This is a genomic window from uncultured Veillonella sp., from assembly GCF_963524655.1.
Classification (GTDB): Bacteria; Bacillota; Negativicutes; order Veillonellales; family Veillonellaceae; genus Veillonella.
Map to the genome: position 1 here is coordinate 37853 of NZ_CAURHA010000001.1, position 18085 is coordinate 55937.

At 39.2% G+C, this 18085-nt stretch carries 18 protein-coding genes and 1 tRNA gene; 16 read left to right on the plus strand and 3 right to left on the minus strand.

Annotated elements, in window-relative coordinates:
* Positions 1–15: 15 nt before the first annotated feature.
* Positions 16–1659 (plus strand): VWA-like domain-containing protein, encoded by a 1644-nt coding sequence (locus tag RYM16_RS00145; protein ID WP_314981745.1) that lies wholly within the window; start codon positions 16–18, stop codon positions 1657–1659.
* Positions 1660–1763: 104 nt separating this feature from the next.
* On the opposite strand, the gene RYM16_RS00150 is transcribed toward RYM16_RS00145, so the two are convergent.
* The gene (locus RYM16_RS00150) at positions 1764–2441 is read right to left on the minus strand and encodes a metal-dependent hydrolase (RefSeq protein ID WP_314981625.1); all 678 of its coding nucleotides are present in this window, start codon (positions 2439–2441) and stop codon (positions 1764–1766) included.
* A 108-nt stretch (positions 2442–2549) separates the two neighbouring features.
* On the opposite strand from RYM16_RS00150, the gene moaC reads away from it, so the two are divergent.
* The 9 genes from moaC (at position 2550) to RYM16_RS00195 (ending at position 11234) form a co-directional block, all read left to right on the plus strand.
* Positions 2550–3062, plus strand: a complete 513-nt coding sequence (moaC, locus tag RYM16_RS00155) for a cyclic pyranopterin monophosphate synthase MoaC (protein ID WP_314981627.1) — start codon at positions 2550–2552, stop codon at positions 3060–3062.
* A gap of 28 nt (positions 3063–3090) precedes the next feature.
* Complete coding sequence (trmL, locus tag RYM16_RS00160; protein WP_105098501.1) at positions 3091–3576, plus strand: tRNA (uridine(34)/cytosine(34)/5-carboxymethylaminomethyluridine(34)-2'-O)-methyltransferase TrmL; 486 nt, start codon at positions 3091–3093, stop codon at positions 3574–3576.
* A 104-nt stretch (positions 3577–3680) separates the two neighbouring features.
* The gene (locus tag RYM16_RS00165) at positions 3681–4049 is read left to right on the plus strand and encodes a YlbF family regulator (protein ID WP_314981629.1); all 369 of its coding nucleotides are present in this window, start codon (positions 3681–3683) and stop codon (positions 4047–4049) included.
* A complete protein-coding gene (murB, locus tag RYM16_RS00170; protein ID WP_314981631.1) occupies positions 4021–4953 on the plus strand; it encodes a UDP-N-acetylmuramate dehydrogenase in 933 nt (310 codons plus the stop codon). The genes RYM16_RS00165 and murB overlap by 29 nt, the downstream gene beginning before the upstream one ends.
* Positions 4954–5248: 295 nt before the next feature.
* A complete protein-coding gene (typA, locus tag RYM16_RS00175; protein WP_314981633.1) occupies positions 5249–7060 on the plus strand; it encodes a translational GTPase TypA in 1812 nt (603 codons plus the stop codon).
* A 342-nt stretch (positions 7061–7402) separates the two neighbouring features.
* The gene (locus tag RYM16_RS00180; RefSeq protein WP_105098498.1) at positions 7403–8122 is read left to right on the plus strand and encodes a DUF4198 domain-containing protein; all 720 of its coding nucleotides are present in this window, start codon (positions 7403–7405) and stop codon (positions 8120–8122) included.
* A 135-nt stretch (positions 8123–8257) separates the two neighbouring features.
* Positions 8258–10504: an autotransporter outer membrane beta-barrel domain-containing protein gene (locus RYM16_RS00185; protein ID WP_314981635.1), complete on the plus strand. Its 2247-nt coding sequence runs from the start codon at positions 8258–8260 to the stop codon at positions 10502–10504.
* A 67-nt stretch (positions 10505–10571) separates the two neighbouring features.
* A complete protein-coding gene (locus RYM16_RS00190) occupies positions 10572–11030 on the plus strand; it encodes a low molecular weight protein-tyrosine-phosphatase (protein WP_288992366.1) in 459 nt (152 codons plus the stop codon).
* 129 nt (positions 11031–11159) lie between these two features.
* Positions 11160–11234 (plus strand) — tRNA-Arg (locus RYM16_RS00195).
* 83 nt (positions 11235–11317) lie between these two features.
* Here RYM16_RS00195 and RYM16_RS00200 read toward each other — a convergent pair.
* Positions 11318–11737, minus strand: a complete 420-nt coding sequence (locus RYM16_RS00200) for a hypothetical protein (RefSeq protein ID WP_314981636.1) — start codon at positions 11735–11737, stop codon at positions 11318–11320.
* 230 nt (positions 11738–11967) lie between these two features.
* Here RYM16_RS00200 and RYM16_RS00205 point away from each other — a divergent pair, with 230 nt between their 5' ends.
* The 3 genes from RYM16_RS00205 (at position 11968) to RYM16_RS00215 (ending at position 14240) form a co-directional block, all read left to right on the plus strand.
* On the plus strand, positions 11968–12720 hold the full coding sequence (locus RYM16_RS00205) for a LemA family protein (protein ID WP_314981638.1): 753 nt from the start codon (positions 11968–11970) through the stop codon (positions 12718–12720).
* A gap of 365 nt (positions 12721–13085) precedes the next feature.
* Positions 13086–13901 (plus strand): class I SAM-dependent methyltransferase, encoded by an 816-nt coding sequence (locus RYM16_RS00210; protein ID WP_314981641.1) that lies wholly within the window; start codon positions 13086–13088, stop codon positions 13899–13901.
* Positions 13902–13910: 9 nt separating this feature from the next.
* Entirely contained in the window at positions 13911–14240 is a 330-nt protein-coding gene (locus RYM16_RS00215) for a nitrous oxide-stimulated promoter family protein (protein ID WP_314981642.1), read from the plus strand.
* A gap of 53 nt (positions 14241–14293) precedes the next feature.
* On the opposite strand, the gene RYM16_RS00220 is transcribed toward RYM16_RS00215, so the two are convergent.
* Complete coding sequence (locus RYM16_RS00220; RefSeq protein ID WP_024063760.1) at positions 14294–14572, minus strand: hypothetical protein; 279 nt, start codon at positions 14570–14572, stop codon at positions 14294–14296.
* 192 nt (positions 14573–14764) lie between these two features.
* Between RYM16_RS00220 and ilvB the strand changes: the two genes are divergently transcribed.
* The 3 genes from ilvB to RYM16_RS00235 all read left to right on the plus strand — a co-directional run bounded on the left by ilvB (position 14765) and on the right by RYM16_RS00235 (position 17765).
* Positions 14765–16492, plus strand: a complete 1728-nt coding sequence (ilvB, locus tag RYM16_RS00225) for a biosynthetic-type acetolactate synthase large subunit (RefSeq protein WP_105098492.1) — start codon at positions 14765–14767, stop codon at positions 16490–16492.
* Between the two features lie 8 nt (positions 16493–16500).
* On the plus strand, positions 16501–17013 hold the full coding sequence (gene ilvN, locus RYM16_RS00230) for an acetolactate synthase small subunit (protein WP_105098491.1): 513 nt from the start codon (positions 16501–16503) through the stop codon (positions 17011–17013).
* 164 nt (positions 17014–17177) lie between these two features.
* Positions 17178–17765, plus strand: coding sequence for a carbonic anhydrase (locus tag RYM16_RS00235; protein WP_265138649.1), 588 nt, complete (start codon positions 17178–17180; stop codon positions 17763–17765).
* Positions 17766–18085: the final 320 nt, after the last annotated feature.

The window sequence follows — 18085 nt, forward strand, 5'->3', positions numbered from 1 at the left end:
AAAGGAGGTGGAATGATGCAACGAAATTTAGATAAGGACGATATTCGCGATGCGTCGGACTTACTGACGCATATTGATAGTTGGGAAAAGACTGGCTCTTATGATGCGGATGCCATTGAGGCTCTCGATCGTTGGCATGCGAAACGAGAACGCATACATCGCGAAGCAGAGGCTTTATATACGCAAATATACGCTACCTATGAGGCTTATGTAGATAGCTATGAAGAGCAACATCATAGCATGGCACCTGAACGTATAGCGGCGGACTTGATGAACCATAATATGTCTGATAGCCATATTGGGACTATTGGTCGAGCTCTTGAAGATATAGAGGTAGAAGGCACAAATCTTGCCGTTATGCAGCAAGCAGTTATGACACCTGCCTTTGAGCAACGATTATGGAATATTTTGCATGATGTAAATAGCTTACTCCTTGAAGAGGACCAATTCTTTGGTTATTTTTATTTACAAATGGCTCATCGCATTCGCTTTGATATGACCAGTGCTTTTGGCATTAATTTAAAACAAGGTGGCTATGTACTTTATGTAAATCCGTTTATCTTATTACGCCAACCGCCGGATGTGATGAAGGATGGCATTAAGCGGGAAATTCTTCATATCATTTCGGCTCACTTGATGCGGGTGAAAGCATTGAGCCAAGGCTTTCACAAAACAGCCGTTCACATGGCTATGGATATGGTGGTAAACGATTATCTTGAACATGTGGACCGTGATGCGGTAACGGTAGCTAATGTGAATGAGCGCTTTGGTTTATTGTTAAAACGGTTCCGTACCATTGAGTACTATGCGAAGGCTATCGACAAGGTCATGAAAGAGAAGACAGATCTCTTTGTGCCTATCGACAATGCAGAAACGGCAGTAGCCATGGAGTTTGATCCTCAAACAAGTCATGATATTTGGGATGAATCTGATTCTATTGACACAGATACGATGGATCAAATTACAGAGCGTTATATTAACGAAGCCTCCAAAGGCGATATGGAAGGCTATGTGAAAAGTCTCATCGATACGTTCCAAAAGACGCGTCGAGCCTTGCCTTGGTATTTTTACCTTAAAAAATTGATGGGGAAGGTAGCCCGCGGTTACAAAAAAACGACGATGCGTCGCAATCGTCGTCAGCCAGAGCGCCTTGAATTATCTGGCACTTTGCGCCAACATAAGGCGAATGTGTGGGTAGCTCTCGATATGAGTGGCAGTATTACCGATGTTGAGTTTACCAATGCATTAGAGCAAGTACTGCAAATTGTGCATGCCTATAATCACCGCATTACCGTAGTGGAATGCGATAACGAAGTGCGCCGTACCTATACGATGGAATCGGTGAAGGACGTTAAGCCGCGTCTCGATGTGCGTGGTGCCACAGCCTTTGCGCCTGTGTTCTCTTTAGCTAATCAAAATCGTGTGGATTTACTAGTTTACTTTACGGATGGCAAAGGAGAGGAGCGCCTCCGAGAAGCTCCAAAAGGCTATAAAGTACTTTGGGTGCTGACAGGTGAGAACCCTCAATTATCTTTGCACAATCCATATGGTTTAGTTCGAGAGCTAGGCTATGTAGGTGTAGATGAAACACAAGATATTGATGAGTTTGTACGCATGACCAATCGTGGGGGCTTCTCTATGGCAAACCAAGAGTTCTAGGCCAATAGGAAATCACTTTATTTCATTAGGTTTTGTTTAGGACTTAACAATAAAAAATGACGCAATTCCAATGGATTGCGTCATTTCTATGTCATGTTTTGGGATTAGCTATTAAGCTCGATAGAGGAACCTGGTTCGATAATGAGGGCTGTTTGATTATATTTGCCTTCAACTAAGCTTGTGAATACACCTGGTTCACGGTCGATAACAGGCCATGTTTTGTAGTGAATTGGAATGGAGATACGCGCTTTTACATAAGAAGCGGCAAGCGCCGCATCTTCAACGCCCATCGTGAAGTTATCACCGATAGGAAGCAATGCGTAGTCGATATCGCCAAAGCGACTCAATAATTTCATGTCGCTAAAGAGTGCTGTATCGCCAGCGAAGTAAAGAATATCGCCGTAGAAGTCTACGATGCAACCTGCTGCATGACCGCCTGGGATACCAGCACCGTGGAAGGCAGGAACCATGCGAACAGAACCGAATTCGAAGTCGAATTTGCCGCCTAAATGCATAGCATGAGCACGGCAACCAGCAGCAGCTGCTTTACCTGCTACCTCTGCAGTAGAGATAACGAGGGCATCATTTTCTTTGGCGATGTACTCTGTATCGCCGTAATGATCGTCATGACCATGGCTAACAAAGATATATTGGCATTTAATATCTTCTTTTTTAGCGATGTCCCATGTATTGCCCGTTAAGAATGGGTCAAAAATCATGGATACATCACCGCGAGTGAGCATAAAGCAAGCGTGGCCGAAATAAGTTAGTTTTGTTTTCATAGGAACACTTCCTTCCTTATACATATAATTGTTAATTCTATTGTATAATATAACTAATGAAAATAAAACTATAGATGATAATTTATGCATGATTAGTAAGGATATAGTATGGATTTAACACATTTTGATCAAGATGGTAATGCCTGGATGGTAGATGTGTCCGATAAGGACATTACATCTCGCACAGCTGTGGCGGAAGGCTTTATTGCCATCAACGACGCTATTTATGAGCGTATCACAGCTGGTACTATGAAAAAGGGCGATGTCCTAAGTGTAGCGCAACTAGCGGCTATTATGGGGGCTAAACAAACGAGTAATCTCATTCCCCTATGTCATCCGTTGGCATTGACTAAGGTTGAGGTTCACTGCACCTTAGTAGATGGTGAAAGTCCGGCTTGTACCGATGAAAATCACAACAAAGCCGTTAAGGTACGTGCCATCGTTAAAACAACTGGTAAAACAGGAGTTGAAATGGAGGCCCTTACAGCAGTTCAAGTGGGCTTACTCACCGTATACGATATGTGTAAGGCCATTGATAAAGGCATGATTATGGGCCCTACATACCTCGTAGAAAAAGAAGGCGGGAAAAGTGGACATTTTGTGCGTTCCTTTGTAGAATAATATAGATATAAAGAATAGGGGAACGATAATGGAAATAGTACTTTATGAGCCAGAAATCCCTGGCAATACAGGAAATATAGCGCGTTTATGCGCCGCCAATCACATGACCTTGCACCTTATCAAACCGCTTGGCTTTTCTATCGATGATAAGCATGTAAAACGAGCGGGTCTTGATTACTGGCATTTGGTAGATGTGCAAGTACATGAAAATATTCAAGAACTATATGAGAAATATCCAGATCGTAGATATTTCTATGCTACTACAAAGGCTAAGCATACACATTCCGAGGTCAATTATGAAATCGGGGATATGCTCGTCTTTGGTCCTGAATCAAGAGGCTTGCCTGAAAGTCTTTTAGAAGGTAAAGAGGATACTTGCATTCGTATACCAATGGTAGATGAAGCTCGTTCTTTGAACCTGTCTAATGCAGTGGCTATCATTGCCTATGAAGGCATGCGTCAACTTGATTATCCAGATCTTAAAGCAGAAGGAAACTGGATTCAACCTAAATAATTATACTTTCACTATAGAGGGATATATTATAAGTATGTGTTAAAGAACCTACCAAATCTCTATGACAGGTAGTGTTTCGTACGGTGTTGTTAGAGGAGGATATTATGAACTACGATAAAGCTCATGATTTAGCTCACGCTATGCGTGAATCCGAAGAGTACAAAGAGTTAATGGCTGCTCAAGAAGCAGTGAAGGCTGATGCAGTAGCAACGGCTTTGGTACGCACATTTATGGCACAACAAATGCAATGGGAATACGCTAAGTTGTCCGGTGCTCCAGAAGCAGATGAATTGCAAAAGAAACAAGAGGAATTGATGCCTCAAATTCAAGAAAATGCTGCAGCGACTTCTTATTTGCAAGCTCAAATGCGTTGGAGCCAGATTTCTAATGATATCTATAAAATCATTAGCGAACCAATCACTGAGGGGATGAAAGTGTTAGATCATGGCGAACAACAACAAGCAAAACATTAAGGCCTTAAAAGAAGCCTTATTAGAGAAATTACCTAGTACACGTGTACGAGAACAGGAACTGCTTTGTCATCATACGACATTTAAAATTGGTGGTCCTGCCGATCTATTTATTGAACCTACGACGATGGATGAGTTGAGCTTTACGTTACGTACCATTCACGAATTACAAGTGCCTGTAACTATTATTGGTTGCGGTTCCAATATTTTGGTGAAAGACGGTGGTATTCGCGGTGCTGTCGTATCGGTTCGACATATGACACAAATCATGGATTGTAATGATAATGTATTATGCATTGGTTCTGGTTATATGTTAAAAGATGCTTCTGAATTTGCTTGGGAAAACGGATTATCTGGCCTTGAATTTGCCATTGGTATTCCAGGTACGCTCGGTGGTGCTGTATTTATGAATGCAGGTGCTTATGACGGGGAAATGAGCAATGTAGTCACTACAGTACGCGCCGTAGATTTCCAAGGCAATATTAAAGAATACGATGCATCTCACTTAGATTTCGGATATCGTCATAGCGTATTCCACGATAACCATGAGGTTATTGGGGAGGTTATTATGACATTACAACCTGGCGACAAAAATGCTATTAAGGCTCGTATGGATGAGCTCACAGAAAAGCGCGAATCTAAACAACCTTTAGAGTATGCTAGCGCAGGTTCAACCTTTAAACGCCCACCAGGGTATTTTGCAGGTACTTTGATTGAACAAACAGGTCTTAAAGGGTTATCTGTTGGTGATGCACAAGTATCTCATAAGCATGCTGGCTTTGTTATCAACACTGGCAATGCTAAAGCTAAAGATGTGCTTGATCTTATCAAAGAAGTACAAAAACGCGTATATGACCAACATGGTGTACATCTAGAACCAGAAGTCCGCATGATTGGGGAAGAATAATACAATACTAATAAAAGATTTCTTATGTAATGTTCCTCTTATCTTATTCGAGGCAAGTATCATGAGGAATCTTTTTTATTATCCTATGCTTAGATAGCTAACTTAGCCTTAAGATGAGTCAAAAGTATAATCAAATGTAGAAATTGCCATGATTAGAAATCCTGTACTTCTTTGACTTTTTTCTATAGACTACGTTATAATTAAGTGTTGCCAATTTTGGGAATATACCTACATAGCTACTTTCACAAGCGCTATGTGATATAGAATATACTGAAGGAATTAAAGGGAGGATCTTATGATTCGCGAAAATCTTCGAAATGTAGCGATTATCGCCCACGTTGACCATGGTAAAACTACTTTGGTGGACGCGTTATTAAAACAAAGCCATGTGTTCCGTGAAAATGAAAAGGTAGCAGAACGCGTAATGGACTCCAACGACTTGGAACGTGAACGCGGTATTACTATCTTGTCTAAAAACACTGCAGTTATGCATAATGGCATCAAAATCAACATCGTTGATACTCCAGGCCATGCTGACTTCGGTGGCGAAGTAGAACGTGTACTTAACATGGTTGACGGCGTATTGCTTCTCGTAGATGCTTACGAAGGTCCAATGCCTCAAACAAAATACGTTTTGCGTAAAGCATTAGAACAAAAATTGAAACCAATCGTAGTTATCAACAAAATCGACCGTCCAGACCAACGTGTTAAAGAGGTTGAAGACGAAGTTCTTGAATTGTTCATGGAACTTGAAGCTGATGATGATCAACTTGATTTCCCTGTAGTATACGCATCTGCTCGTTCTGGTGTGTCTAAAACTAACTGGGATGATGAAGCGGTAAACATGGAGCCATTGTTCCAAACATTGATCGATGAAATTCCTGCACCACAAGGTGATATGGAAGGTCCTCTTCAATTCATGATTACTACACTTGATTACGATAACTTCATCGGTAAAATCGCTGTAGGCCGTATTGTTCGCGGTAAAATGAAAACTAACCAACAAGTAGCTATCATGAATGGTGAAAGCACTCGTAAAGCGAAAATTGGTCGCGTATATACTTATAATGGTTTAAACCGCGTTGAAGCTGACGAAGCTGAAATGGGCGATATCATTGCATTCGCTGGTATCGACGATATCAACATTGGTGAAACTGTAGCTGATGCTGAAAATCCAGAAGCATTGCCATCTATCTCCATCGACGAACCAACATTGTCCATGGTATTCTCCGTAAACAACTCTCCATTCGCTGGCCGCGAAGGTGAATTCGTTACATCTCGTCACTTGCGTGATCGTTTGTTCCGCGAAGTAGAAACTAACGTTTCTATGAAAGTAGAAGAAACTGATTCTGCAGATGCTTTCAAAGTATCTGGCCGTGGCGAATTGCACTTGGCTGTATTGATTGAAACGATGCGTCGTGAAGGTTACGAATTACAAGTAGGTAAACCTCGCGTAATCTTCAAAACTATTAACGACCAATTGTGCGAACCACTTGAAGCATTGACTATCGACGTACCTCAAGAATTCATGGGTACTGTAATGGAAAACCTTGGTCAACGTAAAGCTGAATTGACTAACATGGTTGAATTAGCTGGTTACCTTCGTATGGAATTCGTAGTTCCAGCTCGTGGTTTGATCGGTTTCCGTGCACAATTCTTAACAGCTACAAAAGGTAATGGTATCATGAACCATGTATTCCATGGCTATGCACCATATAAAGGTGAAATTCCTTCCCGTACACGCGGTGCTTTGGTAGCATTCGAAAATGGCGAAACTACTCCATATGGTTTGAACTCTGTTCAAGACCGTGGTACATTGTTCATTGGCCCTAACCAAGACGTGTACGCAGGTCAAGTTATCGGTGAAAACACTCGTGAACTTGATATGGATGTTAACCCATGTAAGAAAAAACACGTTACTAACATGCGTTCTAGCTCCTCTGACGAAGCAGTTCGCTTGACTCCACCTCGTATCTTCTCCTTGGAGCAAGCTCTTGAGTGGATCAATGACGACGAACTCGTTGAAGTAACACCAGAAAGCATTCGTATGCGTAAAACAATCCTTGATCGTAACGCACGTGCGAAAGCTGCTAAAAACAAAAAATAATATCTATATAGATAGAAAACGACGCTCCTTAGGGGGCGTCGTTTTTATATTTTAATAGAATAAGAATAGCATTTCATACATGGTAGAAAACAATATATTTCATACATGGTAGAAAACCATAGATTTCATCGTTTAGCATGAGTAAGATAATCTTATTTATTATATCTACATGAAAAATAGATGATAATTTTATCAATTATGTTAGAATAGCATACATAGGAGTGCATATACTAACTATGCATACTAACTTGACTATAGGGGTATTGGTATATACGAAATAAGTATAACGATGTATAATAATAACAAGTTTGTTGAAATAAATTATTGATTATGGAGGTTCTTATGAATAAGAAAATCTTAGCTTCTTTGTTCGCAGTAGGTTTAGCAGCAGGTTGTGTGTGCTCTTCCGTTGATGCTCATGGCGTATTCTTTGCTAACCGTCTAGATGAAAAAGTATTAGTTCTAGGCGAAGGTCCTTTGGATAACGCTTACAAACCTGAAATGGTAACAGGTCTTGTAGGCTATGACAACAATGGTGCAGTAATCCCTGTAGAAGTTGTTAAACATGAAAAAAATATTGCTGTCGTGCCAACAGACAAATTAGGCGTAACAGCAACTAATTTTGACTATGGATACTGGACAAAAGACAAGGATGGCAAAACTGTTCATAAACCAATCACAGAAGTTCCTGGTGCTCAAAAAAGTACACATGCTATCAAATATGACGTTCACTACTGGAATGCAGAAGCAAAACCTTTAGACAATAAAGACGCTTTCATCCAAATCATTCCATCCGTTAACCCATTAACACTTAAAAAAGGTGATACCTATGAAATCCAAGTCTTGAAAGAAGGCAAACCATATGCAAATGCACCTCTTATCAAAGACGTAATCAATGATCTTACTAGCGAAAGCCAAGCTGATGCAAACGGTAAAGCAACTGTTACAGTAAGTGCTAATGGTCTTAACGTAGTAGGTGTTGAAGTTGGCTTCCCAACTCAAATCAAAGGTGAGCAAAACAAATACTTCAGCGCATTGTCCTTCATTATCAATCCTGAATAATTAAGTTTTATTTTACCGAGTGTGTGGATATACAAGACCTCCTAAGTTGGACTTAGGGGGTCTTTTTATATTTTGGTGTCTATGTCGTTCTGTGAGGGTACTTACCTGCAAGGTAGGGAAAAAGGAGAGATACTTATGAAATTACAACGTCATGTGTCGGCTGTGATGGCTGCGTTAGTGTTAACTGGCATGTCTTATTCTGCAATGGCTACAGAATTTAATGCTACAAGCGATAAAGCAGAGCAATTGCTAGGCTTAACAATGGGGTCACCAGTACAAACGCAACCTGAGGTTAAACACATAGAGGATACATTAACCGTTAATGTACATGGTAAAAGTTTAACAGAGGCCGGTAAAAGTAAGAATGTTACAGGTATTTATAATGGCTTTGGTTCACAACTAACCGTAGACAAAGATCTTATCGTACGATTAAAGAATGATGCACCAGCATCAAAGCGAGAATTAGGTCATTATTATATGAGTGCAGTCTATGCTGGTTATGGCGGCAAGGTACCACGTCTAAGTAAAGATAATCCTGATCGAGACTATGGTGATACTAATATTCATGTGAAAGGTAATGTGGATATTGATGCTATCGGTGTAGGTTTACAAGCTAATCAGCGCGGTCATATTATTGTTGATGGTGGTGGTCGTATCATTACCCATCCTTTAGAAACATCTGATACGTACTCCGTAGTAGCTGAAGAGGGCGATATCTATGTAAATGCAGGCTCTGATGGAAAACATCCAGGCACCAAAGACTTGGTTGCTGTTGGTAATGTAGGCTTAATCGATAAGGATTATGGTCGCGATCCAAACCATAATGAAGAACCAACGAATGTAGGTTTAGCTTTCACAACACCAAACTCTAGTCTCACAGGTGCTGTATTAAATGAATATGCTGAAAGCAATAAAAACCCTCATAATTCTGGTGCAGATATATATCTACAAAATGGTGCCACTTGGAATAATGAGTGGATTGGTATGGAGCGCCCTACACCTAAAAAAGAACGTCCATCAGGGGATAATGCAGCGTACCTATACAAGGGCAGTAAGGTTCGCAATCTTGTAGGTGGTGTTAACCCAACCGCAGCAGGTAACATTCATCCTATCGATGCGCGGCCTATAACAATTCAGAACTATAGCGGTTATGTGAATGCCATTTATAAATCTGGTGTACCGGCTAGTGATACAGGAAAAGGGCAAATCATCGTTGAACATGCGGCGGATAATAGCCATATTACAATGCAAGGCGACCATTCCGGTAATACCATCGACGATGCAAGCTACAAAAAGGATATCCAAGCATTAGCTGAGAAATTACAATACACAGGCAATGATAAGAAGCTTAGCACAACAGTTCTAATCAATGAAGGCGTTACTACACCTAGCGCTGTTGCAGACCTAGGAGCAGATCATTTTGATTCTCAAGGTCATCTCGTTGTAGATGATACAACAAAAGTTGTTCGTGCTAGCGAATCATCACTCGTAAGTGGCACGAAATCTGCCCTTACTTCTACAGTTATGGCCTGGAAAAATAATACTAATGATTTACAACGTCGTTTAGGTGACCTTCGTTTAGCTAATACAGATAAAGGAATATGGGCTAAATATATAGGTGGTAAATCTAAGATTACAGATGGTGCTGATGCACATATGACATATAATGGTGTACAAGTAGGTTACGACCATAAAGCCTCCAATGGTTGGATTTTTGGTGGGGCTATTGATTACAGCACATCTAGTAATTCATATGCCAACGGCAGTGGCGATGGTAAGTTAGGTGGTGTTGCCTTATATGGTACAAAACAACACGATGATGGTCGTTATCTAGATATTATCGCTCGTGGTAATAGATTATCCAACGACTATAGCCTTAACTCTATGAGCAGCCAACGTTTGAATGGTAACTACCATACATTTGGTACATCCTTGAGTGCTGAATATGGTAAGCGTATTAAGAAACAAAATGGCTTCTACATAGATCCTAGTGTAGAATTTATCTTAGGTCGTTTAAAAGGTGTATCCTATGATGCGTCTATTGTTGGCGGTGGCTCCATGCATGTTAAATCTGATGCTGTGAACTCTGCTGTAGGTAGACTCGGCATTGGCATTGGTAAAGAAACAGAAAAATCCAATATCTTTGCTAAATTAGCACTAGCTCATGAATTCTCTGGTAAATTGAACACTACATACTCTGCACCAGGTAATCCAACAGTACAAACTACAGTTGACTTGAAGGATACTTGGCTTGATGCGGAAATCGGTGGCTCTTGGAGCATTCGTCCTAGTACATATCTATATGGTACATTCACTAAAAACTTTGGTGCTACCATAGATAATACATGGCGTATCGATGCAGGGGTACGACATAACTTCTAATTAAATATTGCACTAATAGTCCTTATAGCGTATGCTGTAAGGACTATTAGTATTTAAGGAGTGTATTATGACCAAAATTTTATTCATCTGTCACGGTAACATCTGCCGTTCTACGATGGCAGAGTTTTATATGAAGCATATCGTTAATGAGGCTGGATTAAGCGATTCTATTTGTGTTGAATCTGCTGCCACATCTCGTGAGGAGATAGGCAACGATACTCATTATGGGACTAAGCAAAAGCTAGATGAAATGGGTATTCCTTATACTCGTCGTAAGGCTCGCCAAGTGACGATAGATGACTATCAAAACTTTGATTACCTCGTTATTATGGATGAAAATAATGCACGTAATTTAAAACGTATCATTGGAGATGATCTAGACTCCAAGGTATATAAGGCTATGTCCTTTGTTGGTGAAAGCCGTGACGTAAAGGATCCTTGGTATACTGGGAATTTTGATGAAACCTATAACGATGTAAGTCACAGTTGCGATGCTCTATTAGAATTAATTAAAGAGAGTCTTTAATTAAAATACCCCCTAATATTAGTTGATATACAACTTAATATTAGGGGCTTTTCTATATGAACCTAGTGTTTGTATATACTTTGTACTACCGAACCATAGCGTTATATGGTATAATTTTTAGGTATTCATGCGCCTATAGCTCAGGGGATAGAGCGCCGGTCTCCGGAACCGGGTGCGCAGGTTCGATTCCTGCTAGGCGCACCAAATAAAAGGCTTCTCGAAATTTCGAGAAGCCTTTTTATGTGTCTTTATTCTTTAGGTTGATGTATAGTTCAGAAAATTATATGTTAGCATCTATATTTAGTACAACGAATTCCTCGTGCTTGGAATTCATTCATCAGTAAGTCTATTGATTTATCAATGATTTCTTCATTAGTTATATATACCATCTTTTTGTAATAGACAGTACCATCAAATTCTATCCAACGGCTTGTTTTACCATTTAGTTTGCAAATTTGCATTCTGCCGGCCCAGCTGCCCATGCTACGGAATTTTTTACCTTTAGAAAAACGTACCTCACGAATATCGCTTAATTTAAATGTTCTTCTTACTAAGCCAATGCCTATAGAGACTTGATCATCCTTAAAGTAAAGAAGTTTATAACGCTCTTCAGGAGGCATAGATCTAATTATAGATAAGTTATAAGTAGCAAAAACTACAGCAACAGCGATCAATAGAAACATAAGGATTATCATATATTTTCCCATACTTTCAAAGCCTCCTTTTCTTTATTATAATAAATATAAATAATATATGAAACAGCTATATTAACTCTAGTTATAGGAGAAAAACGAATGGAAATACATGCACGAACTACTAAATGGAGTATTCTATAATTTATGCTTCATGAATGAAATTTCATATTTCTTATATATTCGGTATGATATAATATTCTCAAATTTGCATTGTTATTTGTAATAGAAATGGAGAGGGTTCTATGCTTTCAACACTAATATTTTTCTTAATTGTATTCTTGATTTACTTCTTTATTAAGCAATACAATTTATTGCAAAATTTGACTGTAGAGATAAAAGAAGCACGTGCTAATATTATCGTTGCCTACGAGAAAAAGGTTGCTATCGTAAACCAATTTACAGGTCTTGTAAATGAGTATGGTGATTATGAAAAACTAATTCAGTTGAAAGTTTCTGATAACTTTGTAGAAATGGCTCGTGAAACATCTAAGGCGGTACAAAATATTACTGCCTTAGCAAATCAATTCCCTGATTTGAAAGCCAATACTCAATATGGTAAATTCTTAGAAGCTATTAGCGAAAACGAAACATTTATTTCCAATAAACGGGAAATTTATAACTATGCAGTTAAGCAATACAACAGTGCTATCGCACAAATTCCGATGGTATTTGTAGCATCCTTATTAGGTTTTAAACAAGCTCCGTTCTTTGATCCAAATAATGAAGGTGCGTTGGCTGAGTTCAGTGGTGCCGATCCAGAAGCGATTAAAGAGCTTGCATTGAAAGGTCGCGATAAATTAAAAGAAACTACCGATAAAGTTAGCGAGTCCTTTGAAAAGAGAGAACAAGAGGCACAAGCTAAGCGAGAAGAACGTATCAGACAAGAGCGTGAAGCTACTAATAATGAGAGTGTAACGACTGAAGAGAAAACTGAAACAGAAGCTCCTAAAACTGAAGAGGCGCCTGCTCCGGTAGAGAAAAAAGAAGAGAAATAATCATATACTCAATTGATGTATATGAGCAGATAGTATAAACCTATTTGCAAAACGAGAGATAAAAGACTCCACTTACTGAGTGGAGTCTTTTGTTTTTGTAAGAAGCACATTAAATAGTCTTTATGTGAAAATACATATTTAATAATATTGAAATAGCATAATAAATGTGACTTGAGTAACACATTTTATTTTGAGAATGATGTACAATAAAAATAGCTATATGAAAATCTGAACCTCCTAGACGGAACACTAGGCATATAGGGGAGAGTTAAATTACATTGTAAATTTAACTGAGTGAAAACTACTTATAACTTATATATCTATAGCTTGTACATATTTGTATGTAGCTAATTAGAGGGGATATTATGACAAATACAATACAAGAGCTTACGGTCAACGAAGCTTGGCGCGATGAGCAAGATGCGTGGAATCACCGTTCCGAATATTTTGTGGAAATGCACAATCGAGAGGATCGAAAAGCACAAGTAACTGAATTTTTAGCATTTTTAAAGGATGAAAATCTATTACCAGTAGCAGGTGGACGCACTTTAGACATAGGCTGTGGCGTTTGCGATTATGCACTAGGCTTAGCACGTGAAGGGTATAAGGCAACAGGTATTGATTTATCTGACGGTATGATTCGAGGTGCTAAACAGTTAGCAGAGACAGAAGGTCTTGATCTGAGTTTATATATCGCACCTTGGTCTGATGAAACACGTCGAGAACTCGGTTGGGATAAGAGTTTCGACTTGGCGTATAGCATTTTCTGTCCCATCATGTTTGATGTAGAAAATATTCGTGCCATGCACGAAGCAAGTCATGATAAATGCTTGTGGATTGCTTTCAGCGAGCGCAGTGATGAAATGGTAGATATGCTATCTGAACATTTCTTTGGTCGCGACTCATTCCCTTGGGATGGAAAGATGAAAGCATGTTTAGATGTTATCCATGAAATAGGGCATAATGTAAAAGTGACTTATAAAACAGTGCCTGAAACAGAAGTTATGAGCCTTGATAAAGCGGTTAATTACTTTACTATGCGACTTCATAATAACGGCTGGGGCGCTATGGATGATATGAAAGAAGAGATTAGAAATCTCATTGAGCCACTAGCTATCAATGGTGAAATTCATAATAAGACCGTTGATAAGGTCGCTTGGGTTTCTTGGTCTGTAAAATAGGAGATTAACGTGACAGTTGATGAAAAACGTAAGTTAGAACTAAAAACTATGTACCAAATTATTGGCATCTATTGTCGTGATAAACACCACACGCCTAAAGGTGAACTATGTGAGGAGTGCCAAGACGTTTGGCATTATGCAGAGCATCGTATTGATGTATGTCCACATATGGAAAGTAAAACCTTTTGTAGCGTATGTAAAACACATTGCTATGGACCAGCGTATCGTGAAAAGATACGTGAAATCATGCGATATGGTGGGCCTAGAATGTTATTTGTATCACCGATCCAAGTAATTAAACATATGTATCTTGAATGGAAAGACAAAAAAAGAGGCTAGCATTTGCTAGCCTCTTTCTTAATGGATTTATCACATTTTTATGTAATACTAGATTACGCGATTGCTTTGTCCAATACAGCTTTGATTAAAGCTTTTGTTTGTTCATAGCTTTCACCAGGTTGAGCCTCGTATTGTTTGTCGAGGTCAAACCACAAGTTTGGATAGTATTCATATGGATGAGTTTTGAAGAGCTCGTGAGCATCTTGATCTTCAACCCAGTTAATATGAATATCTGCGTATGCAGGGTTTTCTGCAACGAGTTCATCGATAGCGCGGAATGCGTTTTCGCAGTAAGGGCAACCGATTAAGTGGAAACCTAAGATTTCTTTCATGTTACACTGTCCTTTCCAGATAGAATCAACATATACTTACATAATTTGAGATTTTATACATACTCATGTACCACAATATATGGTACACTACTGAGTATATCACATCTATATAAGATATTCAATTTTTTAGATATATCTAACGAGAATATTGAGAATGCAATATGCATGTATTACATAGATAAGGAGACACCTATGATTTCAGGCGCGCAGTATTTGGTAAAAGCCCTTCAAGAGGAGCAGGTAGAAATCTTATTTAACTATCCTGGGGCTGCTACTATTGATATTATGGATGAATTATATAAACAAGATCAGGTAAAGGTTATTTTGCCTCGTCACGAGCAAGCCTTAGCTCATGCTGCTGATGGGTATGCTCGTAGCACGGGTAAGGTAGGGGTTTGTATGGTAACCTCTGGACCAGGTGCTACCAATCTTGTAACAGGTATTGCTACTGCTTATGCAGATAGTGTGCCTCTCGTTTGTATTACTGGCCAAGTAGACTTAGGTCTTATGGGCAATGATGCCTTCCAAGAGGTGGATACAGTTGGTATCGTCCGTAACATTTGTAAATATGCTGTCACTGTGCGCGATCGTAAAGACTTAGGGCGCATTTTGAAAGAAGCTTTCTACATTGCTCGTACCGGTCGTCCAGGTCCTGTAGTAGTAGATATTCCTAAAAATATTCAAAAGGCGATGGGATCTGATGAATATCCTACAGAGGTTAATATTCGCGGTTATAAACCGAATATGGCTGTTCACGTAGGGCAAGTTAAAAAGGCTTGCTCCATCATTTCTAAGGCTAAGCGACCACTGTTCCTATTAGGTGGTGGCGTCAGCATTAGTGGGGCCAACCAGCTTATGATGGATTTAATTGAAAAAACAGGCATTCCAGTTGTAACGACCTTGATGGGGAAAGGGGCCGTAGATACACGTCATCCTCTATACCTAGGCAATGTAGGGATTCACGGTGGCTATGCACCAAATGTGGCACTCACAGATTGTGATGTAATGATTTCTATTGGCACTCGCTTCAATGACCGCATTACGGGTAAATTAAGTACCTTTGCACAACATTGTAAGATTATTCATATCGATGTAGATGCAGCATCTATCTCTAAAAATATTAAAGTAGATATTCCAATCGTAGCCGATGCTAAATTGGCTATTGAAAAACTCTTAGAGTATATTGAGCCTCATGATCTTGGTGATTGGCCTGAACAACTGCAACAGCTTAAAGCAGAACGTCCTGTAACGCAAGCTGATGAAGAAGGTTTAACACCTCAAACAGTCATTGACTACATCAATAATCACTATGATCGCCCAATTGTTACTACCGACGTAGGTCAAAACCAACTATGGACTACTCAGTTCTTAGAGGTACAAGGACAACACCAAATGCTGACTTCTGGAGGTCTTGGTACTATGGGCTATGGCTTCCCTGCAGCACTAGGCGCTCAAATGGGGAATCCAGATAAGCGCGTATTTGCCATCTGTGGTGATGGTGGGGTGCAAATGAACATCCAAGAGTTTGCTACCGCTATGCACTATCGTTTACCTGTGACGCTAATTGTTTTAAACAATGGGTTCCTCGGTAATGTTCGTCAATGGCAACAATTGTTCTACGATAAACGGTACGCTTGTACGAATTTGATGATGGATGAAAGCTCCATTGTTACACGAGATATCATTGATAATGATGAGTTTGAATATGTGCCAGACTTCGTGAAATTGGCAGAGGCTTATGGTGCTAAGGCAATGCGCATTACTAAAGTTGAGGATATTGAAAAAGGGTTCCAATTGGCGGATACTTTCAAAAATGGCCCGACTTTACTTGAGTTCATCATTCCTACAGAGCTCAACGTATTGCCAATGGTACCAGCAGGTAAATCTTTAAGTGATATGTTATTAAAGGATAAAAAATAGGAGGGGCTATGGAAGTACATATGAAAAAGCGCTGCATTTCAGCGTATGTAGAAAACCAAATCGGTGTATTGGCTAAAATTTCAGGTCTCTTTGCTGGTAAAAACTATAATTTAGATACATTGACGGTAGGGGAAACAGAAGATCCTACTATGTCGCGTATGACGATTGACCTTACTTGTGATGATTTGACGTATGAACAAATTATTAAACAATTGAACCGCAGTGTAGAGGTAATTAAGGTTATCGACTTTACGGATATGCCGATTACGAAAAAAGAGTTATTATTTATCAAAGTTAATAGCTGTAAGGAAGCGGATAAACAAGAAATCTTCCGTATTGCTCAAACCTTTGATCTCTTAGTGGTGGACTATAACCGTAAGTCTGTACTGATACAATGTGTAAAGACCGTATCTAAAAATAATGACATGATTGCCTTATTTAAAGATATGTTCGTGAATCGCATTGAAGTTGTACGCGGTGGTAGCGTGGCAATCGAAGCATTATCTACACCTGATAAATAAGAGCTGTTTTAAATCTAACTTAAGTCCATTTATAATGTAACTGTATTACAGACATGGTAATGGTTTAGAGTGTATACAACTGCATATGATATAATATTTATATCGACCATTATTGATATGAAGACCTTGGTTGTGTGCCAAGGTCTTTTTATATAGGAGGTACTATGAGTTTATTAGATGATATTTTAGCCCATAATAGAGAATATGTAGAAGATCAAAATACAGGTTACGTTGAAACCGATACTAAATGTAGTAAAATGCCGAGCCGCGAAATGGCTATCGTTACATGTATGGATACGCGCCTCGTAAACTTTTTAGAGGACTCCATGGATATTGGTCGCGGTGAAGCAAAAATCGTTAAAACTGCAGGTAACTGTATTACAGGTCCTTTTGATGGTATCGTGCGTAGCTTACTTGTATGTATTTTCGAGCTAGGTGTAAATGAAATCTTTATCATTGGTCACCATGAATGTGGTATGGCTAAAACGACAGCTGAAAGCTTGTCTAAAAAAATGTTGGATCGTGGCATTGCACCTGAAGCGATTCACATGGTGAGAAAAGAAATGGAACGCTGGGCCGATGGCTTTACACATCCTGCTGAAAATGTAGAGGATACAGTAGACGAATTGCGCATGAACCCTTTGATTCCTAAAGATGTGCCTATTCACGGTCTTATTTTCCATCCTAGAACGGGTGAAATCGAAGTCATCGTTAATGGCTATACACAAATGAAGCAATATTACGAAAAATAACAGATAAATCTTGTTTCTACTCAAATTAAATCGTTAGATGGTCTAGAATGGTCTTTTGATAAAGGCTCCACTAAGGTTTGTAGTGCTGACGAAAAGGGCTTAAAAAAACGATGCAAAGTTGGCATAACATATAGACTACAGGTTGAGGTATCTCAAGTTGATACGGAAATTATTTGGTCAGAATTTAGTCGATTTTGGGGTGTCACTACTTTAAATCAGGTTGAAAGAGTATACAGCAATGAAGAATTAGGGCGCTATCAATTTATAGCTAATAATTCTATAGGCGATGAGATCACTTGTGACATCTATTTACCTAATGA